At 69.5% G+C, this 24151-nt stretch carries 20 protein-coding genes; 8 read left to right on the plus strand and 12 right to left on the minus strand.

The window, feature by feature from the left end; genetic code table 11:
• The 7 genes from IOE58_RS13735 to IOE58_RS13765 all read right to left on the minus strand — a co-directional run.
• Positions 1 to 498 (minus strand): response regulator (locus IOE58_RS13735; protein WP_193866915.1); only part of this gene is annotated, 498 nt, incomplete at its 3' end.
• Entirely contained in the window at positions 495 to 1517 is a 1023-nt protein-coding gene (gene mutM, locus IOE58_RS13740) for a bifunctional DNA-formamidopyrimidine glycosylase/DNA-(apurinic or apyrimidinic site) lyase (RefSeq protein ID WP_193866916.1), read from the minus strand. The genes mutM and IOE58_RS13735, both read right to left, overlap by 4 nt.
• A 3-nt stretch (positions 1518 to 1520) precedes the next feature.
• Entirely contained in the window at positions 1521 to 2273 is a 753-nt protein-coding gene (gene rnc / locus IOE58_RS13745) for a ribonuclease III (protein ID WP_193866917.1), read from the minus strand.
• A complete protein-coding gene (locus IOE58_RS13750; protein WP_193866918.1) occupies positions 2273 to 2899 on the minus strand; it encodes a YceD family protein in 627 nt (208 codons plus the stop codon). The genes rnc and IOE58_RS13750 overlap by 1 nt, the downstream gene beginning before the upstream one ends.
• 41 nt (positions 2900 to 2940) lie before the next feature.
• A complete protein-coding gene (coaD, locus tag IOE58_RS13755; protein ID WP_193866919.1) occupies positions 2941 to 3432 on the minus strand; it encodes a pantetheine-phosphate adenylyltransferase in 492 nt (163 codons plus the stop codon).
• 19 nt (positions 3433 to 3451) lie between these two features.
• The gene (locus IOE58_RS13760; protein ID WP_348982001.1) at positions 3452 to 4048 is read right to left on the minus strand and encodes a GNAT family N-acetyltransferase; all 597 of its coding nucleotides are present in this window, start codon (positions 4046 to 4048) and stop codon (positions 3452 to 3454) included.
• Positions 4038 to 4757: a hypothetical protein gene (locus tag IOE58_RS13765; RefSeq protein WP_193866921.1), complete on the minus strand. Its 720-nt coding sequence runs from the start codon at positions 4755 to 4757 to the stop codon at positions 4038 to 4040. The genes IOE58_RS13760 and IOE58_RS13765 overlap by 11 nt, the downstream gene beginning before the upstream one ends.
• Before the next feature lie 115 nt (positions 4758 to 4872).
• Here IOE58_RS13765 and IOE58_RS13770 point away from each other — a divergent pair, with 115 nt between their 5' ends.
• Positions 4873 to 5412, plus strand: a complete 540-nt coding sequence (locus tag IOE58_RS13770; protein WP_193866922.1) for a GNAT family N-acetyltransferase — start codon at positions 4873 to 4875, stop codon at positions 5410 to 5412.
• Positions 5413 to 5452: 40 nt separating this feature from the next.
• Here IOE58_RS13770 and IOE58_RS13775 read toward each other — a convergent pair whose 3' ends face one another.
• Complete coding sequence (locus IOE58_RS13775; protein ID WP_348982002.1) at positions 5453 to 7516, minus strand: beta-galactosidase; 2064 nt, start codon at positions 7514 to 7516, stop codon at positions 5453 to 5455.
• A 217-nt stretch (positions 7517 to 7733) separates the two neighbouring features.
• Here IOE58_RS13775 and IOE58_RS13780 point away from each other — a divergent pair, with 217 nt between their 5' ends.
• The 5 genes from IOE58_RS13780 (at position 7734) to IOE58_RS13800 (ending at position 15615) form a co-directional block, all read left to right on the plus strand.
• Positions 7734 to 9074 carry an ABC transporter substrate-binding protein gene (locus IOE58_RS13780; RefSeq protein ID WP_193866923.1) on the plus strand — a complete coding sequence of 447 codons (1341 nt, stop codon included), beginning with the start codon at positions 7734 to 7736 and terminating at the stop codon, positions 9072 to 9074.
• Between the two features lie 107 nt (positions 9075 to 9181).
• Positions 9182 to 10162, plus strand: coding sequence for a carbohydrate ABC transporter permease (locus tag IOE58_RS13785; protein ID WP_193866924.1), 981 nt, complete (start codon positions 9182 to 9184; stop codon positions 10160 to 10162).
• Between the two features lie 97 nt (positions 10163 to 10259).
• Positions 10260 to 11093 carry a carbohydrate ABC transporter permease gene (locus IOE58_RS13790; RefSeq protein WP_228020249.1) on the plus strand — a complete coding sequence of 278 codons (834 nt, stop codon included), beginning with the start codon at positions 10260 to 10262 and terminating at the stop codon, positions 11091 to 11093.
• 6 nt (positions 11094 to 11099) lie between these two features.
• Positions 11100 to 12185: a LacI family DNA-binding transcriptional regulator gene (locus tag IOE58_RS13795; protein ID WP_348982003.1), complete on the plus strand. Its 1086-nt coding sequence runs from the start codon at positions 11100 to 11102 to the stop codon at positions 12183 to 12185.
• Between the two features lie 4 nt (positions 12186 to 12189).
• The gene (locus IOE58_RS13800) at positions 12190 to 15615 is read left to right on the plus strand and encodes a DEAD/DEAH box helicase (protein WP_228020251.1); all 3426 of its coding nucleotides are present in this window, start codon (positions 12190 to 12192) and stop codon (positions 15613 to 15615) included.
• 41 nt (positions 15616 to 15656) lie between these two features.
• On the opposite strand, the gene IOE58_RS13805 is transcribed toward IOE58_RS13800, so the two are convergent.
• A complete protein-coding gene (locus IOE58_RS13805; RefSeq protein WP_193866926.1) occupies positions 15657 to 16265 on the minus strand; it encodes an RsmD family RNA methyltransferase in 609 nt (202 codons plus the stop codon).
• 1 nt (position 16266) lies between these two features.
• A complete protein-coding gene (locus IOE58_RS13810) occupies positions 16267 to 18534 on the minus strand; it encodes an ATP-dependent DNA helicase RecG (RefSeq protein ID WP_193866927.1) in 2268 nt (755 codons plus the stop codon).
• 289 nt (positions 18535 to 18823) lie between these two features.
• Between IOE58_RS13810 and rpmB the strand changes: the two genes are divergently transcribed.
• Positions 18824 to 19018 carry a 50S ribosomal protein L28 gene (rpmB, locus tag IOE58_RS13815; protein WP_193866928.1) on the plus strand — a complete coding sequence of 65 codons (195 nt, stop codon included), beginning with the start codon at positions 18824 to 18826 and terminating at the stop codon, positions 19016 to 19018.
• Positions 19019 to 19194: 176 nt separating this feature from the next.
• Here rpmB and IOE58_RS13820 read toward each other — a convergent pair whose 3' ends face one another.
• Complete coding sequence (locus IOE58_RS13820; protein WP_193866929.1) at positions 19195 to 20274, minus strand: phosphotransferase family protein; 1080 nt, start codon at positions 20272 to 20274, stop codon at positions 19195 to 19197.
• Positions 20271 to 21368 carry an NAD(P)-dependent alcohol dehydrogenase gene (locus IOE58_RS13825; protein WP_193866930.1) on the minus strand — a complete coding sequence of 366 codons (1098 nt, stop codon included), beginning with the start codon at positions 21366 to 21368 and terminating at the stop codon, positions 20271 to 20273. Before IOE58_RS13825 ends, IOE58_RS13820 begins: the two co-directional genes overlap by 4 nt.
• Positions 21369 to 21488: 120 nt before the next feature.
• On the opposite strand from IOE58_RS13825, the gene IOE58_RS13830 reads away from it, so the two are divergent.
• Positions 21489 to 23678, plus strand: coding sequence for a potassium transporter Kup (locus IOE58_RS13830; protein ID WP_348982004.1), 2190 nt, complete (start codon positions 21489 to 21491; stop codon positions 23676 to 23678).
• Positions 23679 to 24151 lie beyond the last annotated feature (473 nt).

Below are 24151 nucleotides of genomic sequence, written 5' to 3' on the forward strand. Positions count from 1 at the left end.
CTCGGCGATCTCCCGGTTGGAGTGGCCGTCCCCGATCAGCTCGACGATGCGGCGATCGGACTCGGACAGCTCGGGCTCGTCGTCCGCATGGCCGTTCGGCCACACCGTGCCGCCGCCGTGCACCGTCTCGATGGCGCTGACGATGTCCTTGGAGCGGGCGGACTTGAGGATCAGCCCCGCGGCACCGGCGGCGCGGGACTCGCGCAGCGCCGCGTCGTCGTCGAAGCTGGTGAGCACCAGCATGTTCTGCTCGGGGTTCAGCTCACGCGCGGCGCGCATCACGTCGATGCCGGTGCCGTCGGGCAGCTGGAGATCCACCACCAGCACGTCGGGGCGGATCGCCGGAAGTCGGCGCGTCGCCTCCGCCACGGAGGAGGCCTCACCCACCACGGTGAGGGACGCGCTCGAATCGATCGCGGTGACGATGCCGCGGCGCACGACCTCGTGGTCGTCCACCAGCATCACGCGGATCGGGCCTCGCTCATCGCTCGATGTCACTGAGGGTCCTTCCTGGCTCGTGCCGTCGCTGGGGGACGGCCGACTGCTGTGGGCGGGCGCTGGCATCCGGGACAGTAATGGCTCGATCGCCCTTGATGCATGGTCCGCCGGATCAACCTACCGCACCTGGGGCAGGGATTTCCTGCACGACCGTAGGCGTTCAGCGATCGGGCGAAGTAGCCGCTGCGCCCGTCGACGTTGACGTAGAGGGCGTCGAAGCTGGTCCCGCCGTGGTCCAGGGCCCGTTCCATGACCGCCGCCGCGGCCCGCAGGATCGACAGCGCCCGCCGCTGGGACAGGGCGTTGCCGGGGGTGTCGTAACGGGTGCGAGCCGCCCACAGCGCCTCGTCGGCGTAGATGTTGCCGATGCCGCTGACCACGTCCTGGCTCAGCAGCAGGGACTTCACGGCGCTGCGGCGCGAGCGGAGGGTGCGTGCGATGGCGGGCAGGTCGGCCGCCGGGTCCAGCAAGTCCCGGGCGATGTCGCGGGCGTCGGCCGGCAGCAGGTGGTCGGGGCTGCCCGCCCCGGCGATGGCGCCGTCGGGCGACTCGGTCAGGGGGCTGGTCCACAGGCCGCCGAAGATGCGCTGGTCGATGAGGTCGATCGCGGTGCCGGTGTCCAGGTGCAGGGTGAGGCGGCGGTGACGCAGCGGGTCAGGAGCCGGGCCCTCCGATCCCGGAGCGGAGGCGAGCGCGGGTACCGCGGCGTCGGCGGCGGGATGTGCGCCGCGCACCCGCCACTGGCCGCTCATGCCCAGGTGGCTCATCAGGGCCTGCCCCACGTCGCTGCCGCCGCTGTTCGAGGCGCCCGGCTCCTCGAGCCTCCACCACAGGAACTTGCCACGCCGCGCCAGGGCGCTCAACCGGTTCCCCTCGACGGCCTCGCGCAGGCGGTCCGCGCCGCCCACCTGGCGGCGCAGGATGCGCGCATCGAGCACCTCGACCCTGACGACGGTCCGGCCGACGGTGTGGGGCAGCAGCCCGCGCCGCACCACCTCCACCTCGGGCAGCTCGGGCACGGCTCAGCCTCGCGGGATCAGGGTCTCGCCGCGCTCGGCGAGCACGGCCCGCACGGCGTGCTGGGCGGCCACCAGTTCGGCGTCCTTCTTGGAGGGGCCGTCCCCGCTGGCGGTGACCACCTCGGGCACGGTGACGGTGGCGGTGAAGACCTTCTGGTGCTCGGGCCCGGTCTCGGTGATGCGGTACACGGGAACCGTGGCGGTCTCCGCGGCGATCTCCTGCAGGCGGGTCTTGAAGTCGTACCCGGCCTCGAGGAACTCGTCGGAGTCCAGCAGGGGGCGCAACAGGTCCAGCACGAAGCGGCGGGACACGTCCTGCCCACAGGCCAGGTGCACGGCACCGATCACGGCCTCGGTCGTGTCGGCGAGGATCGAGGCCTTGGAGCGGCCGCCGGAGAGGTCCTCACCGCGGCCCAGCTTCACATACGCCCCCAGGTCCACCCGGGAGGCGACCATCGCCAGGGCCCGGGTGTTGACGGTGGCGGCGCGACGGCGGGCCAGGTCACCCTCGGGCAGCCCGGGGTGGGCGGCGTAGAGCTCCTCGGTGACCGCGAGCTGCAGCACCGCATCACCCAGGAACTCGAGGCGTTCGTTGTGGGTGGTCAGCGCGTTCTCGTAGGCGTAGGAGCGGTGCACGAGAGCCAGGTCCAGCAGGCCGGACTCGGCGAGGTCAGCACTCTGGGCGCCGTCCAGCGGCAGGGCGCGCAGCAGGCCGCTCGGATCCGCGGCCGGGGTGGTGCGGCGGGATCGCGCCATCAGGCCCGGTCCTCCGGGCCGCCGTCCCGGCCGGTGGCATCCGCGGCGGTGGTGCCGGCGGATCCCTCGTCGCTGCCCTCCTCGAGCAGGCCCTGCAGGGCGGCCCAGCGGTCGTCGATCACCACGTGCTCGTGGTCCGGGTCCTCCTCCATGCGGAAGCCGCACTGGGGGCACAGGCCCGGGCAGTCGGGGCGGCACAGGGGCCGGTCGTCGGCCTCCAGGGCGAGGGCGTCGCGCGCCAGCGGCCCGAGGTCCACCTCGTCCCCGTCGAGCATCACGGTGTCCTCGCGCTCGTCGGGCTTGACCTTCTCGGGGTACATGAACAGCTCGTCGATGCGGGCCTCGATGTGGTCTTCGACGGGGTCCAGGCAGCGCGAGCACTCCCCCGCCAGATGGGCGGTGACGGTGCCGTGCACGTAGATCCCCTCGACCACGGACTCGAGCTCGGCCTGCACGGCGACGGGCTCCCCCTCGGGCACCTGCATGGCGGGCCCGCCGGCGTCACGGGCGGCCGCGGCGACGGTGCGCTCCACGCGGCGGTGGGAGCCGGTGCGGCCGATCAGGTCCACCGCGTCGAATCGGAGGTCGCTGTCGAAGGGCGAGCCGGCGGTGTCGGTCGAGGACATGGCGGAGCACTCCTTTTCTGGTGGGGGCGGGAAGGGACTGTTCAGGATACGTTCCCGGCGGCGGCGAGCGCGTCCAGGGAGGGCGCAGGGAGCATGTCGGTCACGTCACCGCCCAGCTTGTGCACCTCCCGCACCAGGGACGAGGAGATGTGGGCGTAGCGCGAGTCGGTGAGCAGGAAGATCGTGTCCACACCGGCCAGGTGGCGGTTCATGCGGGCCATGGGCTCCTCGTAGGCGAGATCCAGCTGGGAGCGCAGCCCCCGCACCACGGCACCGGCCCCCACCTCGCGGCAGAAGTCCACCAGCAGCCCGCTGCCCAGGGTGCGCACCTCCACGGCGGAGTCGAGGCCTTCGTTCGCGATGCAGGCGGTGATGGCGCGGGTGCGGGCCTCCACATCCAGCAGGCCCTTCTTGGAGGGGTTGTGGGTGACGGCGATGACCACCCGTTCGGCGACCGCGGCGGCCCGCCGGGTCAGGTCGTGGTGCCCCAGCGTGTAGGGGTCGAAGGAGCCGGGCAGGACGACGGTGCGCATGGTGGCAACTCTAGTGCTCTCACGTGCTCGGTCCCGGCGAGCGGTACTCGCTCGCCAACAGGGCGAAGCTCATGCCGTCCAGCCAGCGACCGCTGCGGTGCAGGGATTCCTCACGGAAGTGCCCTTCCAGGCGCATCCCGATCTTCTCCATGATGCGGCGGGAGGCGAGGTTCTCGGCGAAGCAGTTGCCTTCCACCCGGCGCACGCCCAGTCCCTCGAACGCGATCTGGACCAGCCCGGCCGCGAACTCGGTGCCGTAGCCCCGGCCGTGGCTCGCCGGGTCCAGCACCCAGCCCAGCTCTGCCTGCTGCCCGCGTGCCTGCTCGGCCATGTCGGCCTGGGACCAGGCGTCCTGCCGGTCCACCTTGCCCACCGCGATGATGCGGATGCCCAGCAGGCCGACCACCGACGAGGGCAGCTTCGCGGACCACCGCTCGCGGTGCTCCTCGAGGCTGCGGGACAGGGCGGTGGTCCACAGCTGCACCTCGGGCAGCCCGTACCAGGGCCAGATCGCATCGGCGTCCTCTGCGCGGCCGGGCCTCAGCTCGAGGCGCTCGGTGCGCAGCGGCCAGTCGAGGTCCGCCAGGACTGGGTGGGTGCCGTGATCAGCGGTCACGGTGATCGGCGGTGCTGCCGGCCCCGTCGGCGGGGGTGCGGTCGCTGGGCTGCGGGCGGTCCGTATCAAGTGCGGTGCTCTGCTCGGCGCGGGTGCCATCGACGGGACGGCGCTCGCCGGTCGGACGAGGCGCTTCAGCGGAATGGGGGTAGCGAGGGTCGTCCGTGCGGCCGGTCTGCTCGGCGATCGGCAGCCGCTTGGGGGCGATCAGCACGAGGCCGAGCAGCCCCAGAAGGGTGAGCAGGAGAGCGGGCACCATCGCGTACCAGTGCAGGTTCAGCAGGATCTCGCCCAGCTGCCCGTCGAGCCGGGCACCGAAGAACGTCAGTCTCGTGTACACCCCGGCAGAGGATAGCGAGTAGTGGACGACCGGCAGCACCAGCCGCAGGAAGGCTCCGAGGAACAGCAGCAGCGCGGCGAGCTTGACAAGCGCCCGGTACCGCCCGATGCAAGCGCCGGCGAGCAGCATCGTGAGCCCGCCCAGCATCAGTGCCGCTGCGCTCCCGATCATCGCCATCATCTGGGCGTCCGCATCCGCGGGCGGCTTCCAGATGTTCACCGCGGTCGCCGTGGATCCGAGCACCAGCAGTGCGACCTCCACCAGCAGCAGCAGGAAGAGCAGGAAGCCCACCACGACGGTCATCCACTGGAGCTTCCGGCTGGGCCGACGGTAGGCCGTGGGGTGGGCATCGGCGACGGCGCGGCTCATGGCAGTCCTCCTGACAGGCAGTGGTGAATGGAAAGTAGCACCGCACCAGGAGATCGGGAGGAAGGCGCTCCCCGCCCCGCCCGGTCGGTCGGGGTCGATCCTCTACGGTGAGGCTATGCCGATCCCCCTCCCTCTGACGACCGACCGTCTCTGCCTGCGCACCTACCTGCCGGACGACGCCGATGCGCTGCTGGCCTACTACTCGGACCCTGATGTGGCCCGCTACCTGCTGGACGAGCCGTGGGCCGAGGAGTATGCGCGCCAGGAGGTCGAACGGCGCCTCGTGCGCACCGGCCTGCGCAGCGACGCGCGGTCCCTGGCCCTGGTGGTCGAGCACCAGGGCCAGGTGATCGGGGACCTCGCGATCTGGCTGAATGACTCCACCGGGCGCAAGGCCGAGATCGGCTGGGTGTTCTCCGCGCAGGTGGCGGGGAAGGGCTACGCCACCGAGGCCGCCACCGCGCTGATCGACGCCGCTTTCACCCACCACGACCTGCACCGGATCGAGGCCCAGATGGATGCCCGCAACAGCGCCTCCGCGCAGCTGTGCGAGCGGCTGGGCATGCAGCGCGAGGCACACCTCCGCCAGAACTGGTGGATGAAGGGCGAGTGGACCAGCACCCTGGTGTACGGCGTGCTGGCCTCCGAGTGCTGACGCCGGTCCAGCAGCGCCTCCCTGCGGCCGAACTGGCCGGTCAGCCGGTGACCTGGAGGGTCTGGCTCTCCCCCGCCTCGATCGTCGCCTCATGATCGGTGCCGGGGATCGTCAGAGTGTGGGCCTGGTCGGTGTGGTTCAGCAGCACCACGTAGCGGGTGCCGTCCTCGCCGTGGCGCTGCAGCACCTCGACGTCCGCCGGCAGATCCGGCACCCCGATGCCGGCGGCGGCGTAGGCACCCCGGAACACGGTGGCAAGGCCGTCAAGGTCGAGGTCGGAGCCGACGTACCAGGCCTTGCCTGATCCATGCGCGTGCTCGGTGATCGCCGGTCCGCCGGGACGTGGCCCCTCGGCGTAGCGGGCCAGCACGGTGGCGGTGGTGGTGACCAGTTCCTCGCACCACACGGCAACCGGCAGTTCCCGCGTTCCGACGTCGCTGCTTCCTGCGTCCCAGGTGATACGGGCGGAGTCCTCCTGGCGCAGCGGGCAGAACTCGTGCACCTGCACGCCCAACAGCTCGGAGAGCGCGGCGTTCAGACCGCCCTCGCGCACGGCGTCGTTCTCATCGACGATGCCGGAGAACGGTCCCACCACCAGGTTCCCGCCTGCCTTCACGTACCTCTCGAGGTTGCCGGCAGCGGTGTCGGTGAGCAGGTAGGAGGCGGGGGCCAGCACCAGGCGGTAGGCGCTGAGGTCGGCCTCGGGATGCACGAAGTCGACGGCCTGGTGGTCCCGCCACAGCCGCTCGTACCAGGTGTTGGTCTGCACGCGGTGACCCAGGTCCACGCTGGGACGCCACGGCAGGTCCTGCGCCCACTGCGATTCCCAGTCCCACAGGATCGCCACGTCGGCTCGCACTCGTGACCCGGTCGCAGCGGAGAACGAGCTGAGCTGGGCTCCGAGCTCGCACACCTCGCGCCACACGCGGCTGCCGGTCCCGGCGTGCGGCACCATCGCCGAGTGGAACTTCTCGGCGCCGCGGCGGGAGGCCCGCCACTGGAAGAAGGCGATGGCGTCGGCCCCGCGCCCCAGGTGGGACAGGGAGTTGCGGGCCATCTCCCCGGGCTGCTTGGCAACGTTGCGGGGCTGCCAGTTCACCCCCGAGGTGGAGTGCTCCATCAGGATCCAGGGACGGCCACGGGACAGGGACCGCACCAGATCGGCGTTCAGCGCCAGCTCCACGAAACCGCGGGGATCATCGGCCCGCAGGTAGTGGTCATCAGAGACGATGTCGACTTCGTCAGCCCAGGTCCACAGGTCCATGTCGGGGCAGGTGTGGGACATGAAGTTGGTGGTCACCGGCACGTGCGGGGAGATCTCGTGCAGCACGTCCCGCTCCGCCCGGTAGCAGTCCAGGATCGAGTCATTGGAGAACCGCTTCCAGTCCAGCTCCAGTGCGGGATTGCGCACCGACGCGGTGGGCAGCGGCGCGTGGACCTCCTCCCAGTGGCGGAAGGTCTGCCCCCAGAAGGCGGTGCCCCAGGCGGCGTTGAGCGCCTCGAGCTCGCCGTAACGCTGCTGCAGCCAGGTACGGAACGCCTCCTGGTCGTACTCGGAGAAGCTCTCCGGAACGCCGCCGTACTCGTTGTGCACGTGCCACAGGGCCAGCGCCGGGTGGTTTCCGTAGCGCTCGGCAAGTGCGCGGGTGATGCGCAGGCAGGCCTCGCGGTACGCGGGCGCGTGAGGGCTGGCCATGCCCCGGGAACCGGGGCCCAGCACGGTCAGGTCGCGCGCGACGGCGCGCGCTTCGGGATAGGTGCGGAAGAACCAGGCCGGCGGCGCGGCGGTGGGGGTGGCCAGGTCGATGCGGATCCCTGCCTCGTGGAGAAGTTCGAACAGCTCATCCATCCACGAGAAGTCGAACTGGCCCTCACTGATCTCCAGATGAGCCCAGGAGAAGATCCCCAAGCTCACGAAGTTCACCCCGGCTTCGCGCATCAGGGCCACGTCCTCGCGCCACACCTCACGGGACCACTGGTCCGGGTTGTAGTCCCCGCCGTAGGCGATGGAGTCCATCCCCAGGATCCAGCGGGGGCGGGGGGCTTTGTCGCGGGAAGAAGAGGCCGTCACCTGGAAGGACGACTGGGAACGTTCACGGGTCATGCGCCCAGATTCTGCCACCTGACAGCGAGGGAAACAACTGGTGCACGCCTGGCCTTGACTGGAATCGTTCACAGTTCTAGTCTCACTCCATCGCGGTGCCAACAGGACGTGACCAAGCCTTCGGAGGGCTGCGGTCGAGGACCATCCAGTCAGCGAGGCTCGCGAGGACGACCGCGTCACCCACGACGCGGACACGCTCAGATGCAAGGAGGCATACATGTCCGTCAACCCCCAGTTCCCCGCCCTCCGGACTTCACGTCGACGATTCCTCGGCCTCGGTGGCGCGGCCATCGGCGCTGCCGCAGCAGGTGGACTGCTCGCGGGGTGCGGCAACGACTCGTCCGGCGAGTCAGGGCCTGTCGAGCTGACCTTCTGGGCCTGGGCGCCTGAGATCGAGAAGCTCGTGGAGATCTGGAACCAGCAGAACCCAGACATCACAGTGACGGTGTCCCGGCAGGATGCCGGCGATGCCGCCGCGACAAAGCTGCTCACCGCCATCAAGGCCGGCAAGGGTGCCCCCGACCTCATGCAGGCGGAGTACCAGGCCATCCCGTCGATGGTCGCCAACGATGCGCTTGCGGACATCTCTGAGCATCTGAACAGCGAGACCCCCGGGCATTTCAATGACGGCGTGTGGAACAGCGTCACCCTCGGATCCGATGCCGTCTACGCCATCCCGCAGGACACCGGGCCGCTGCAGTTCTACTACCGCGAGGACGTCTTCTCCGATCTGGGGATCGATGCCCCCGTGACCTGGGAGGAGTACGCCGAGGCAGCACGCACCATTCACGAAGCCGATCCGTCGATGTACCTCGGCACGTTCTCGTCGAAGGACCCCGGACTCTTCGCCGGACTCGCGCAGCAGGCCGGCGCTTCGTGGTGGGGGATCGACGGTGAGGCGTGGAGCGTCCAGATCGATGACGACGCAACCCGGAAGGTGGCCGAGTTCTGGGGCGGACTGGTCGAGGAGGGCGTCATCTCCAACCAGCCGATGTACACCCCGGAATGGAACGCAGCCCTCAACGACGGCACGCAGGTGGGCTGGGTCTCTGCCGTATGGGCGCCCGGGGTGCTCGCAGGCAATGCTGCCGATACGCAGGGGAAGTGGAAGATGGCGACGATTCCTCAGTGGGACGCCGCCTCACCTGCCACGGGGAACTGGGGCGGTTCCTCCACCGCTGTCACCAGTCAGTCCGCCCACCCGGAGGCAGCCGTGAAGTTCGCCGAGTGGCTGAACACATCTGCTGATGGTGTCGCTGGCCTGGTCGAGCACTCTGCGGTCTACCCAGCCGACACCGAGCACGCCTCGACAGCTCTCGACGCTCCCCCGGCATTCTTCGACAACCAGCCCGACTTCTACGAGATCACCGAGAAGAATGCTGAGGCTGTGCAGTCATTCACCTTCGGACCGAACGTGAATGTCACCTACTCCCTGTTCAACGATGAATTCTCCTCCGCATCCGAGGCGCGATCGCAGCAGGCGTTCGTGGACGCGCTGGGCGCGATGCAGGACGGCACCGTCGACGACCTCACCAAGCAGGGCTTCTCCGTCAAGTGAGCACACAGGGCGGGGTGGAGGCGCACAGGTCCACGTGACCGGCACCTGCGCATTCTGCTTTCCACCCCGCCCCGCTCGCTACCCGGCTTCCACGAAGGATCCACGCCATGACCAACCCCACCGTCACCGTTCCGGCCGCACCAGTGCCACCTGGACGACGAGCTGATCGTCGTCGCGGGTCACGAACCCTGCACTCAGGGTTCTACCCCTACCTGTTCATCGCTCCCGCTGCCGTGTGCTTCCTCTCCTTCATGGCGATCCCCATCGTCTACGCGATCTGGGTCAGTTTCCGCACGGTCAAGGTGTCCGGCCTCGGGCTGGGGTCCGGCTCGCGCACTGAGGTGTGGGCGGGACTGGCGAACTATTCCGCGGTCCTCAGCGATCCCGAGTTCCTCGCCAGTGCGCGGCGAGCACTGGCCTACGGCGCCGTCCTCGTTCCGGTGATGCTGGGATTGGCACTGCTGTTCGCTCTTCTGCTCGATTCGCGACGGGCACGGGCACGGACGTTCTCCCGTCTTGCGATCTTTCTTCCGTATGCGGTGCCGGCCGTGATCTCCTCGGTGCTGTGGGGGTTTCTGTACCTGCGGGGAACCAGCCCGGTCCATTGGCTGGCCGCCAAGGCGCAGGTGGTGCTTCCCGATGCCCTGTCACCCGATCTTGTGCTGTTCGCCATCGCCAACATCGGGATCTGGGGAGGAACCGGCTTCAACATGATCGTGCTCTACACCCCCCTGAAGGCAATCCCCAGTGAGCTGTACGAAGCCGCAACCCTCGACGGCGCAAGTGAATTCCAGATCGCCACGCGGATCAAGATTCCGATGGTCCTGCCCTCCCTCATCATGACTCTGGTCTTCTCGGTGATCGCCACCCTGCAGGTATTCGCCGAGCCCATGACACTGCGCCCGATGACCAACGGCATCTCCTCCACCTGGTCGCCCCTGATGAAGATCTACAGGGATGCGTTTGTCCAGAACGACATCTACACCGCGTCGGCAGGCTCCATCATCGTGGCCCTCGCGACCTTCGTGATCTCCTTCGGCTTCCTGCGGCTGGTCCGCGGGCAGGCCTTCGCTCAGGAAAGCCGGTGAGAACGCCATGAGCATCGTTTCACCTTCCACCCCCTCCGCCCGCTCGAGTGCGTCTGGTCCGAGCTCCGCACCACGCCTGGAGCGCCGCTCCGGCGGAATGAGCAACAAGCCCTCGATCCTCACCACGGGGATCTTGCTGATCGGCGCGGCGTACTGCCTCTTCCCGGTCCTGTGGGTGGTCATTGCGTCGACGAAGAGCTCCTCCGAGCTGTTCTCGACCTTCACTCTTGCCCCATCGGTGCACCTGTTCGAGAACATCGGCGACCTGTTCGCATACCGGGACGGCCTGTTCCTGCGCTGGGGTTGGAACACCGTTCTCTACGCAGTCGGCGGCGCCGCCGTCTCCACCTTCGTCTCTGCCGCTGCCGGTTACGGACTGGCGAAGTACGACTTCCGTGGTAAGCAGCTGTTCTTCTCCGCCATCCTCGCGGGAGTTCTGCTTCCGGCAGTCATCCTTGCGATTCCGCAGTACCTCCTGTTCGCGAAGATCGGTCTCACGGACACCTATTGGGCCGTCTTCCTCCCGTCCATCCTCAGCCCGTACGGCATCTATCTTTCTCGGATCTACGCCGGCGCAGCTGTTCCTACGGAGATGATCGAGGCCGCCAGGACGGATGGCGCAGGAGATGTGAGGATCTTCTGGCAGTTCGGCATCCCCATGATGCTTCCGGGACTGGTGACGATCTTCCTTTTCCAGTTCGTCGGCATCTGGAACAACTACATGTTGCCGTACATCATGCTCGGTGACGATGGGCTGTTCCCCATCACCGTGGGCCTGTCCACCCTGTTGAATCAGGGTTCCTCGCAGCCCGCGATGTACACCACCGTCATCACCGGGTCGCTGGTCGCAATCCTGCCCTTGATTGCTCTGTTCTTCGTGCTGCAGCGATACTGGCAGGTGGACCTGGCAGCTGGAGCGACGAAGGGGTGAGTCAACGTGAAGCGTCCTACGATCGCGGAGGTCGCTAGGCGAGCAGGTGTGTCGACAGGAACCGTCTCGCGCTATCTCAACGGCGGACATTGGGTCTCCCCTGCTTCCTCCGAGTCGGTTCGTCGAGCAATCGAGGAGACCGGTTACGTCGCGAACACCACCGCTCGCCAGCTGCGCACCGGGCGCAGCGGGACCGTCGCGTTCCTGATCGACGAGCGTCCCGCGAAGTTCTTCGACGACCCGAACTTCGAGACGCTCGTTGCCGGTGTCAGCGATGCACTCTCGGCTGTGGACATGTCGATGGTGATGCTGCTCGCCGGCGATGCCGAGAACGTGCGGAGAGTGGAGAAGTTCCTGCGAACCAGCGGCGTGGACGGCGCCGTGACGATCTCGGTTCATCCTCGGCATCATCTGCTCGAGCGGGTACTGGACACGCGGGTCCCCCTGGTCAACTGCGGGTTCCCTCGCTCCTTGGAGACACGCGTCTCCTACGTCGCCGCTGATGAAGCACAGGGAGCGACCCTGATGGCGCACCACCTGCTCGAACAGGGCGCCACCCACGTAGGGGTCATCGCCGGCCCAGAGGACTCGCCCGGCGGGAGCCTCCGGCGCGACGCCTTCCAGACGATCATCGATGAGAGCGGACAGGCGGAGATCGTCACGGTTCTGCACGGTGACTACACGCGCAGCTCCGGGCGCCGGCTAGGAACCGAAGCTCTTACTGCCTCCCCGCATATCGATGCCATCTTCGCTGGTAGCGATGCGATGGCTGCGGGGGTGCTCGACGCTGCGCGGGATCTTGGTCGCCCCGTTCCTGACTCGCTCATCGTCGGAGGCTTCGACGATTCAGCGTTCGCGACCGGGGCCGACGTACCACTGACGACGATCCATCAGCCCTTCGATCAGATCAGCACCGAGTTGGTATCCGTTCTGCAACGAGAAATCTCCGATGGCTATCGGTCCGCTGTGACTGTTCCGGTCAAGCTCGTCGAGCGGTTGTCGACCAAGCGCCCCACCACCCACGGAGGTCGGACCCCGCCATGTCGCTGGGATCCGCGGCAACGCACGAGTCACCCCCAGGTGGCACCATGAACGCATGACCGAACGGCTCGCGACCCCCTACATCAGCGAGCAGTCGATCCTTCAGCTGGTAGGGGCGGCGAGTGCACAGCGCGGGAAGGCCTACGCCCGCTCGGGCGCGGCCTCCATCGTGGAGTGGGAGCACCCGGATGCCGGCGGGGACCGCGGCACCCTGATCGGCACTGTGCACGGCACGGAGCCCCGCCCGTACACCACCGTCGTGGATCTCAAGGTCGGCACCCATGTGCGCAGCCTCGGGGTCGACGCCTGGGAGCCCTACCGCGCCACCTGTACCTGCCCGGTCAGCCAGGACTGCAAGCACGCCGCCGCCCTGCTGTACACGGCCACCACCCAGGCGATGCGGGAGCGCCTGGCCACGTCGCCTCCCCGCGCCGGCTCGAACGCTCCTGCGCAGGCCCACCACACTCGCCCCGCCCCGGTGCCACCCACGTGGAAGCAGCTGCTGAACCCACTGGTGCACGACACCACCGCCGATGCCGCAGCGCCGCTCGCCCTCGGGGTGGAGCTGCGCACCGAGTTCGGCGGCTTCGGCTTCTCCCGCTTCGGTGCCCAGCCTGCGTCGGCCGAAGCGATCCGCGAAGGGGCCGCGGTGTTCGCGAGCCTGCGGGTGCTGCGCCGCGGCAGCCGGGAGAACTGGATCAAGGGCGGGCTGACATGGAAGAAGTTCCAGTACAGCAGCCCAGTGCTAGGAATCCGCGAGGATCACGCCGACCTGGTGGCCCGCCTGGTGCGGCTGCACATGGCCGAGAATGTCTACGGCATCGATCCGGGGGAGCTGCTGCGCCTGGACTCCTTCCGCAGCGCCGAGGCGTGGAGCCTGCTGGAGGAGGCCCGCCGCCTCGGCATCGACATGGTGGGGCAGGGCGTGCTGGAGAGCGTGGAGTGGATAGAGCCGGTCACCGCCGCACTGAACGTGGAGCGCACGGCCGAAGGACTGGAGCTGAGCACGCTCACCCTCTCCTCCGCGGGTGAGCCCCGCACCGATCTGCGGCCCGCCGGTGCCGGCGGATTCATCGCGGTGCAGCTGGACGACAGCACCACCGGCAGCGCGCCTGCGGTGCGCCTGCAGCTGGCAATGGCGGCCGAGCCCGTTCCCGAGGCCCTGCGCAGCCTGTTCCGCTCTCGTGACTCGGTCACCGTTCCCGCGGCGGAGGCTCGGGACTTCCTGGAGGACTACACGCCGCAGCTGCGGGCCGTGGTGGCGCTCCACAGCCTGGATAGCTCGGTCACCTTCCCCGAGCCGCCGGCGCCGCGGCTGCAGCTGACCGTGCACCACCGCCGCGGGGATTTTACCGAGCTGGTGTGGCAGTGGCAGTACCGGGCGCCCCTGCGCACCCTGCCGCTGCGACACGTGCATGGCATCACCCGCTCTGCCGCCGGCCGCGACGTGGACCACGAGGAGCGGGTGCTGGCGGAAGTGGTGGCGCTGTGGCCCCGGGCCTTCGACGCCGAGGAGGCCACGCTGCACGAGGTGGAGAGCGCGGCGTTCGTGGAGCACCTGCTGCCCCGGCTGGCGTCCCTGGCCGATGTGGACGTGATCGAGCACGGCACGCGCCCCGGGTACCAGGAGCTCACCGGGACACCGCACCTGCGCATCACCCAGGTGGAGACCCCGCGCTCGGACCGCACCGACTGGTTCGACCTCGGATTCGAGATCACCATCGGCGAGCACCAGGTGCCGTTCACCGCGATCTTCACCGCCCTGTCCCAGGGCAAGAAGTCCGTGCTGCTGCCGGACAAGACCTACGCCAGATTGGACCACCCCACCTTCGACAGGCTGCGCGAGCTGCTGGCGGAGGCGGAGGCCATGCCGGAGTGGGAGCCGGGAGCCCCGGCATCGGCCGCCACCAGGTCACCTTCTGGGAGGACTTCGAGGATCTCGCCGACGAGTCCACCACCGCCGTTTCCTGGCGGCGCAGCGTGGGCGCACTGTCCGACCTGCAGGAGATCCCTCCCCGCCCCTCCCTCCGGGCTGCAGGCCACCCTGCGGCCGTACCAGCGCGAGGGCTTCGCGTGGCTCGCCTTCCTGCACCAGCACGGCCTCGGCGGGATCCTCGCCGACGACATGGGCCTGGGCAAGACGCTGCAGACCCTCGCGCTGATCCTCCACGCCCGCGAGGCCGGCGCTGGGACCCCGCCCGGGGCCGACACGGCCGGCCGGCCCTTCCTGGTCGTGGCGCCGTCCTCGGTGCTGTCGGTGTGGGAGTCCGAGGCAGCCCGCTTCGCTCCCTCCCTGGACCTGCGGGTGCTGGCCACCACCTCGGCCAAGCGCGGCACTCCCCTCGCCACCGCGATCGACGGAGCCGACGTGGTGGTCACCAGCTACGCGCTGCTGCGCCTGGACCAGGAGGAGTACACGGCCCTGGACTGGCAGGGCCTGGTGCTGGACGAGGCCCAGTTCGTGAAGAACCGCACCGCGAAGGCGCACCGGGCGGCGGCCGAGGTGCGGGCACCGTTCCGGCTGGCGATCACCGGCACGCCGATGGAGAACTCGCTGACGGACCTGTGGTCTCTGCTGTCGCTGACCGCTCCCGGCCTGTTCCCGTCGATGCCGCGCTTCCGCGAGGAGTACGTCAAGCCCATCGAGAAGCACGACGGCTCCCAGGACTCCCGCGCCAGGGCCGATCAGCGCATGGCCCGGCTGCGCCGTCGGATCCGGCCCTTCGTGCTGCGCCGCACCAAGGACGTGGTGGCCACGGACCTCCCGGAGAAGCAGGAGCAGGTGGTGCGGGTCCCGCTGGAGCCCCAGCACCGCCGGCTCTACGAGCAGGTGCTGCAGCGGGAGCGGCAGAAGCTGCTGGGCCTGGTGGAGGACTTGGACCGCAACCGCTTCATCGTCTTCCGCTCCCTCACGCTGCTGCGGATGCTGGCATTGGATCCTGCGATCGTGGACCAGGAGCACGCCGCGGTGCCCTCCTCGAAGCTCGAGGCGCTGATGGGCAAGCTGGAGGAGGTGCTCGCCGAAGGGCACCGAGTGATCGTCTTCAGCCAGTTCACCTCGTTCCTGACCCGGGTCGCCGAACGGCTGGAGCAGCAGCAGGTGCCGTTCTCCTACCTCGACGGCTCCACCGACGACCGCGCCGGGGCCATCGCCTCGTTCCGCGAGGGCGAGCTGCCGGTGTTCCTGATCAGCCTCAAGGCCGGCGGGTTCGGCCTCACCCTCACCGAGGCCGACTACGTGTTCCTGCTGGACCCCTGGTGGAACCCGGCGGCGGAGGCCCAGGCCGTGGACCGCGCCCACCGCATCGGCCAGCAGCGCAGCGTGATGGTGTACCGGATGGTCGCCGAGGGCACGATCGAGGAGAAGGTGGTGGCGCTGCAGCAGCGCAAATCAGCTCTGTTCAGCTCGCTCACCGACGGTGACGCCGCCTTCCAGAACGTGCTGAGCGCCGAGGACGTGCGGGACCTGCTGCGCGAGTGAGTGGCCCTGGCCTCTGCGCACCACGGGCTGTGCCGCCCGCCTCAGGCCGGCCCGCCGTACTGCAGCGCCGTCTCGCCGTAGCTCTTGGTGCCGTCGTCGACGTAGCCATCGGGCCAGGAGATCGGCCTGGTGCGCGAGGACCGCTCCACCACCACTACCGCCTCGGGGGCCAGCGCCGGCAGCAGAGTGACCAGCAGCGACTCGACAGCCTCGGTGCTGACCTCGTAGGGCGGGTCGATGAAGACCAGGCCCCAGCCGGTACCGGCATCGGTCCCCGCCCGTCCAGTAGGCGCATCATCGCTATCGACTCGTGCGGCGGCGAGGCCATCGACCACTGTCTCTGCCCGTGCTGCCCTCACCTCGGTGCGGTCCCCGAGCCCGAGCGCCTTGGCGGAGCGACGCAGCTGCTGGGCGCTCGCACCGTGCGTCTCCACCAGCAGTGCGCTGCGCGCCCCACGGGACAGCGCCTCGAAGGCCAGCGCCCCGGTGCCGGCGTACAGGTCGAGCACGCGCGCCCCGTCGATCGCGCCCCAGCCGGCCAGGCGGGAGAACAGCGCCTCCCGCACCCGGTCGGTGGTGGGGCGAGTTCCCTTGCCGGCGCTGCCGGGGATGGGGCGGCCTCCCAGCTCGCCCGCGATGATGCGTGGCATCTCAGCTCCTCTCCACCTCGGGGTCGGCATCCCGCAGCCGTCGTTCGATGGCGGCCACCAGGTCGGGGTGGGTGAGCAGGTCCGGGTCCACGGCCACCACGGCCAGGGCGTCCTTGCGCGCACGCTCGATCGCGTCCACGTCCCGCAGCACGTCCAGGTACCGCAGGGTACGCCCCAGCCCGGACTGCTCATCGCCCACCAGGTCCCCGGCCCCGCGGTGCTGAAGGTCCAGTTCGGCCAGGGCGAAGCCGTCGGCCGCGCCCGCGATCTGCTCGAGCCGCCGGGAGGTCTCCGAGCCGGGTGCGGCGCGGGTGTCGAGGAAGGCGATGCCCGGGTGGCCACCGCGGCCCACGCGACCGCGCAGCTGGTGCAGCTGGGAGACGCCGAAGCGCTCGGCGTCCAGCACGATCATCGCCGAGGCGTTGGGGACGTCCACCCCCACCTCGATCACGGTGGTGGCCACCAGCACGTCCACCTCGCCGGCGACCACCCTCTCCATCACCGCCTGCTTCTCCTCGGTGCTCAGCCGGCCGTGGAGCACCGCGATGCGCGCCCCGGCGAGCTCGGTCCGCGTGCGCAGCCGTTCGGCGGTCTCGGTGACCCCCGCGGGCGGCAGGGCGGGCTGCTGCTGGGTGGACCCGAGGGTCTCCGGGTCGAGCACCGGTTGGCGCTGCTGTGCCGCCCGAGCGCCGACTGCGGCGGCGGGGCTGTCGGCGCCGTCGCTCTCCGTGCCGGTCTCGTCGATGCGCGCGCAGACGACGAACACCTGGCGGCCGGCCGCGATCTCCTCCCCGGCGCGCTGCCACATGCGCTGCTCCCACGCCGGATGATCCTCGTGCACCACGAAGCTCTCCACCCCGGCGCGCATGCCGGGGCTGTCCCGCAGGGTGATCACGTCGAGGTCGCCCACGGTGGCCAGGGCGGCGGTGCGCGGGATCGGGGTGGCGGTCATCACCATCATGTGCGGGCTGATGCCGCCGGGTCCCTTGGTGCGCAGTCGCCGGCGGTGGTCCACCCCGAAGCGGTGCTGCTCGTCGACCACCACCAGGCCCAGGGAGGCGAAGTCCACCCCTTCGGTGAGCAGCGCATGGGTGCCGATCACGATGCCTGCCTCACCGGAGGTGACGTCCAGCAGGGTGCGGCGGCGCTGCGCGGTGCGCTGGGACCCGGTGAGCAGTCGCACGGCGGTGGCATCGGGGTGCGCATCCAGCTGACCGGCTCGGGCCAGGTCCCCCATCAGCTCAGTGATGGTGCGGTGGTGCTGCTCGGCCAGCACCTCGGTCGGGGCCAGCAGCGCGGCCTGGTGGCCGGAGTCCACGGCGCGCAGCATGGCGCGCAGCGCGATCACCGTCTTGCCGGATCCCACGTCGCCCTGCAGCAGCACGCTGGTGGGATGGTCCCGCTCGAGCCGCTCGGCGATCTCCGCCCCCACGTACTGCTGCCCCTCGGTCAGTGCGAAGGGCAGCCGCTCCTCGAAGGCGGGCTGGAGGGGCCCGTCGGCCCGCAGCGCGGGGGCGGGGGTCCGGGCGTCGGCCACGCGGCGCTGCGCGAAGATCGTCTGCAGCACGAAAGCTTCCTCGAACACCAGGTGGCGTTTGCCGCGGTCCACGTCCTCCCAGGTGAGCGGCTGGTGCAGCAGGCGCATGGCCTCCGGCAGACGGTCGATGCCGCGACGGTCCAGCAGCTCCCGGGGCACGGGCTGCTCGAGCTTCTCCACGTGGTTCAGGGCCTTGACCATCGCGCCCCGCACGGTGTTCAGGGCGATGTTCTGCTTGAGGGGGTACACGGGCCGGGGGCGCCGTGCACGGATCCGGCCGGCCTCGGTGTCCTCGAACGCCTCGTACTGCGGGTGGCTGAGCTGGGGGCGCTCGGCGACCTTGTCCCACCCCACGGTGCCCCACACCAGGATCAGGTTCCCGGGCACCAGGGTGCGTCGATGCCAGGAGACCAGCCCGGGGTTGGTGAGGAAGAAGGTCAGGGTGATCTCGTCGGTCTCGTCGGTGACGCGGGCCTCGAGGATGTGCCCCTTGCGGCTGCGCATGCGGCGGTCCTTCACCGAGACCACCCGCACCTCGGCGCTGACGTGCATGCCCACGTGCAGATCCCGCAGCTGCTCCAGCGGAGCGGGGGTGACGTAGCGGCGGGGTGCCTGGCGCAGCATCGTGTCCAGGTCGGTGAGGCCCAGCGTCCTCATCGCCTTGGCCTCCTTGTCCGTCAGGAACGAGGTGAGCAGGGGCGAGAGCTCGGGAAGCTTCCGCTTGCTGCTCATCGGGTTCCTCCTGGACGGGGAGACGTGGGAGGATGGACCCACGAACCCGACCATCGTGCCACCTCGGCGGCACCTTGTGTCGGAATCCACAGCCCGGTGCGCCGCCCCTCCCCTTCAACTGGGGTCACCGGGTGGGATACACTGCCCAGGTTGCCCTGACCTCACGGGTGCCTCGTGCGCTCACGATCTCAGGTCACTGCTTCCGAGCGAAGCTCCCGTGCCAGCGGCCGGTGAGCGGACACGGCGGCGGGGGCACCCGAACAGATTTCTATTCCTCAGGAGACTGACAGTGGCTTCCACGTGTGACATCTGCGCCAAGGGCCCGAGCTTCGGCAAGAGCGTGCCCCACTCGCACCGCCGCACCTCGCGCCGCTGGAACCCGAACATCCAGAGTGTGCGCACCCTGATCAACGGCACCAGCAAGCGCCTGAACGTCTGCACCTCGTGCCTCAAGGCCGGCAAGGTGCAGAAGCTCGGCGCCTGAGTTCTCGGCGGGGCTCGCACCCCGTACCGCTCGAAGGCCCCCGTCCACCACGGACGGGGGCCTTCGACTGTTCACGGCGGGCGGATCCGCTGGCCCGTCGACGACCGTCCGGCCGTGCACATCGCGGCGTGCCTACCGGGCCGCGCATGAAGGGCCGCGCATGAAGGGCCGCGCGCTCAGCTGAGCCAGTCGCGGATCTGCTGCTGCACCGACGCGCTGGTCCGGGCGTAGAAGTCCGCCTCGGCCCCGCCCCGTGCGGCGACCATCGCGAAGTGGGCCGAGGAGAAGAACACCTCGTGCAGCAGGTGCGCGTCACGCCGCTGCAGCATCGCGTTCCGCACCTGGGCTGCACCTTCTGTCCCGCTCCCTGCCACGGGAGCGCCGAGCTGCGCACGCGCCTCGAGGTACACGCCGACCTGCTCCTGGATCTGCTGCGCATCGAGCTGCGCGAACCAGGGATCGGCATGGATCTGACCGCCGATGAAGGCCAGGTCCCGTGCCGGGTCACCGCGATGGCTCCACTCCCAGTCCACCAGCCGAGGCACTCCCTGCTCGTCGACCAGCACGTTGGCGGCGCTCGCATCAGCGTGGACCAGCAGCTGCTCGGCGAGCTCGAAGGAGGGCCGGGTCGACTCAAGGCGCTGCAGGACCAGCGGCCAGAGACCGTCGAGGGTGCGGGCTGCCTCGGGTTCGTTGGTGCGCCACCACTCCATCGCCTGCTGCGCGCTCGCCACGGGGTCCGTGATCGCGACCTTCGACGCGGCGTCCGTGCCGCCGTGCACGTGCAGGCGTGCCAGTTGCCGGGTGAGTGCCGCGACCAGGTCGCTCCCCCACTGCGCGGCGGGAACACGTCGCCCGGGCACCCGGGTGGTGACGACGAAGGCCAGCGGCTCATCGATGGTCGGCTCGTGGGAGCCGATCGGGGTGGCGGTCAGGCGGGGAGGGGCGGCGGCGAGCACCCGCAGCTCCTCGCCCAGGGGGTGGCTGAGCTGTGCGACGGGGCGGGTGGGGATCTTCACCACCAGCTCCAGCGCGGGATCTCCCCCGCGGACCACACCCCACGCGATGAACGACTCCCCACTGCCGATCCGAGAAGCGCACACCTCACCCGGGGCAGGCAGCGGGGCATCGTCCGTCTCGTGCTCCGGCCGCGGCGCCGGCGTGGCCGATCGCCACCAGTGGTGGTGGGCGGAGGCCAGGGCCGCCACCTGATCGGCATCGAGCTGAGGAGGGAGCGTGGTGCGTGGATCGGTCACGCGCTGTGCTCCACCTCGACGTCCTCGAAGGTGGCGGTGTCGATCACGGCCCGGAAGTACACCTCGCCGGCGACGACCTTGTCGTACATCGCGTCCACCTCGGTCACGCCGATGGTCTCGATGTGGGCGGCGATGTCGTGCTCGGCGCAGAAGTCCAGCATCTCCTGGGTCTCCTTGATGCCGCCGATGTTGGACCCGGCCAGCACCTTCGATCCGCCGATGAGGGCGCCGAAGCCGACCGGCTGCTTCTGCGGGGGCAGGCCCACCACGGCCATCACCCCGCGCGGGGTGAGCAGGGAGAGGTACTTGTCCACGGGGATGTCGGCACTGATGGTGTTGAGGATCAGGTCGAACTCACCGCGGTGCTTGCGGAAGAAGTCGTCCTCGGTGGTGGCCAGCATGCGCGTGGCGCCCAGGTCGATGGCCAGCTGCTCCTTCTTCAGGCTGCGCGAGAGCACGGTGACCTCGGCCCCCATCTTGGCGGCGATCTGCACGCCCATGTGGCCCAGCCCGCCCAGGCCCAGCACGGCCACGCGCTTGGCGCGCTCGCCGTCCTCGGTGGCGACCTGCTCGCCGGCGCCCCAGCGGGCAAGGGGCGAGTACGTGGTGATGCCGGCGCACAGCAGCGGCGCGGCCACGTCGAAGCCCAGGGAGTCGGGGATGCTCAGCACGAAGCGCTCGTCGACCACCACCTTCTGGCTGTACCCACCCTGGGTGATGGTGCCGTCGACGTCCTTCGCGCCGTAGGTGCCCACAGAGCCGTTCAGGCAGCTCTGCTCCTGGTCGATGGCGCACTGCTCGCACTCACCGCAGGAGTCGACCAGGCAGCCCACCCCCACGCGGTCCCCCACCTGGTGGCGGGTGACGCCGTCGCCGACAGCCTCGACGACGCCCGCGATCTCATGGCCCACGCACAGCGGGAAGGGCGCCTCGCCCCACTCGTTGCGGATGGTGTGGATGTCGCTGTGGCAGATGCCGGCGGCCTTGATGGCGATCACCACATCGTTGGGGCGCGGGTCGCGCCGCTCGATCTCGGTGACGCGGAACGGCTGGTCAGGGCCGGTCTTCTGCAGTGCCTTGACGGTGAACGGCATGGTGGTTCGCTCCTGGGCTGCGCTGTTGGGAGTCCTACGGTACGCCCTGCTGGTGTGGGCTCGGAGACAGTCGCCCCCGGGGCCTGGACAGCGCCCGCGCACGTGGCATGATTCTCGCTCGTGATCACCCCTCGCGGTGACGGGCCCGGCGAGACGGCCCGCCGAACGAACTCGGATTCTCGCCCCGGCGATCAGGATGTCGACAGCATCCGCGCCGAGGACTCCTACACATCGGGCAACAGCTGGGATGCTCGTCCGGCCCCCCACGCGGAGACAGCTCCCACCATCCTCGACGACGGGGAGCCGACGGCCGCGCCCCCGCAGCACCCGCCGCTCACGGAGCTCGGGCTCCCGCCCCTGCCGGCGGGCCCTGACGTCCGCACCGATCACGACGGGAAGGCCCTGGTGGGGAAGGACGGCCGGGCGCGTCGCCGACTGCCGATGTCGGCCCTGGCGCTGGGGTCGATCGGTGTGGTGTTCGGTGACATAGGCACCAGCCCCCTGTACGCCCTGCAGACCGTCTTCAGCGTGCACCGCGGCGCGGTGGCCCCCACGGAGCAGGACGTGCTCGGCGTGGTGTCGATGGTGCTGTGGTGCCTGATGCTCATCGTGTCGCTGACCTACGTGGGCCTGATCCTGCGCGCCCACAACCAGGGGGAGGGCGGCATCCTCTCGCTGGCAGCGCTCATACGTCGCAAGCTCGGGGGTGGTTCGCGGCAGGCCGCGCTGGCCCTCGTGCTGGCCGTGATCGGGGCAGCCCTGTTCTACGGCGATTCCCTCATCACACCTGCGATCTCGGTGCTCTCGGCCTTCGAAGGACTCGAGGTGGTCAGCTCCTCGCTGCACTCCTGGGTGGTCCCGGCTGCGGTGACGGTCCTGGCACTGCTGTTCATGGTGCAGCGCTGGGGGACGGGGGCCATCGGACGAGCATTCGGCCCGGTGATGGTCGTGTGGTTCGTGGTGCTCATCGTCATGGGAACGCCGCAGATCATCGCCAATCCCTCCGTGCTTCGTGCTCTGTCGCCCACCTATGCGGTCGGCTTCGCTGTGGACAGGCCCGTCGTCGCGTTCATCGCGATGGGCGCCGTGGTCCTCGCGGTCACGGGTGCCGAGGCCCTCTATGCGGACATGGGCCACTTCGGGCGTCGGCCCATCGCCCTGGCATGGTTCGGCCTGGTCCTGCCGGCGCTGCTGATCAACTACGTCGGACAGGGCGCCATGATCCTCTCCGACCCGGCGACGATCGACAGCCCCTTCTTCCACATGGCCCCAGAAGGGGCGCGGATACCCCTGGTCGTGCTGGCGACCTGCGCGACGGTGATCGCCTCCCAGGCAGTGATATCCGGCGCGTTCTCCGTCTCGCGCCAGGCCACCAGGGCGTCCCTGCTGCCCCGTCTCAGGGTCATGCAGACCTCTGCCCTGCATGGGGGACAGATCTACGTGCCCGTGGTGAACCTGATCCTGTTCCTGGGCGTGCTGACGCTGGTCCTCGTGTTCCGCTCCTCGGAAGCACTCGCCTCCGCGTACGGCCTGTCGGTCACCGGCACCCTGCTGCTCGAGCTGTCCCTCTTCCTGCTGCTCGCCCTTCGCGTCTGGGCGTGGCCCCTGTGGCGGGTGGTGGCCGTGGCCATCACCGTGGGAGGGCTGGAACTGCTCCTGTTCGCCGCCAATCTTGCGAAGATCGCATCCGGAGGATGGCTTCCCCTGGTCGTCGCAACGATCTGCGTGCTGGTGATGCTCACCTGGCGCAGGGGCTCGCGCATCATGTTCGGCCGTCGCAGCGACATGGAGGGCCCGATCCAGGACTTCGTCGCCCGTGTGCGGACGGACGGCGTACGTCGCGTCCCCGGTCTGGCGGTCTACCCGCACGGAGACCCCGCCACCGTTCCTCTCGCGCTGCGGTCGAACGTCGAGTTCAACCATGCGCTGCACGAACAGGTCGTGATCATCACGGTGAAGAACATCGGGGTGCCCCATGTTCGGCACGACGCCCGTGTGAGCATCTCGGACCTCGGCGATCCGCACGACGGGATCGTCCACGTCCTGTACCGCGTGGGGTTCAACGACTCGCAGGACGTCCCCCAGGCCCTGCGCCTTGCGGCCGGCAAGGGCCCTGAGCTCGACGTGGACCCGGATGCCGCGATGTACATGCTCTCGGTGTTCCGCATCGAGCCCGGTTCCGACCGGTGCATGCCTCGGTGGCAGAAGTCCCTGTTCAGATCCCTGGAGAAGCTCTCGGCCAACCGCACCCAGGTGCTCCATCTGCCGCCGGCGAGGACGGTGGTGATGGGAGCCGAGGCGGAGCTCTGAGGCGCGCCCGGCCCGGAGCTCGTTCGCCGTGTCCGCCGGCGCCGGCGCCGGCGCGCGACGTGACTGCCGAGACCTCGTCTGCGGCGATCGGTGGGTGGCTGAGCTCGAGGTCCCCCTCGTGGCGTCATCGGCGCTCGTCCCCAGGACTCAGCGAAGCTCCCCCTCAGGGCGTCGTCGCGGTTCCTCCCCGGGGGGTGGTTGTCCCCATTGCGGGGGCCCGGGCTTGGTTTGTCAGTAGGGGTCCATAGAGTAGGTGCCAGACCAAAAGGCCAGGTCACCGGCCGATCGAAGCCAGTAGCAGGACCCACGAGATGCCAGGAGAGAAAGGGGGTGGGTGTGGTGCCATTGTCCCGCGTCAAGTAGTTGGCAGGATTTCCTTGGTTTTGAATGTCGGGGTGGTGGGGTCGGCCAGGCCCAGGTGCACCTCCTTGGGCCGGTTCCATGAGATGGCCTCGTGGGGCCGGAGCTCGTTG

It is taken from the genome of Brachybacterium epidermidis (genome assembly GCF_015209585.1).
Taxonomy (GTDB): domain Bacteria; phylum Actinomycetota; class Actinomycetes; order Actinomycetales; family Dermabacteraceae; genus Brachybacterium; species Brachybacterium epidermidis.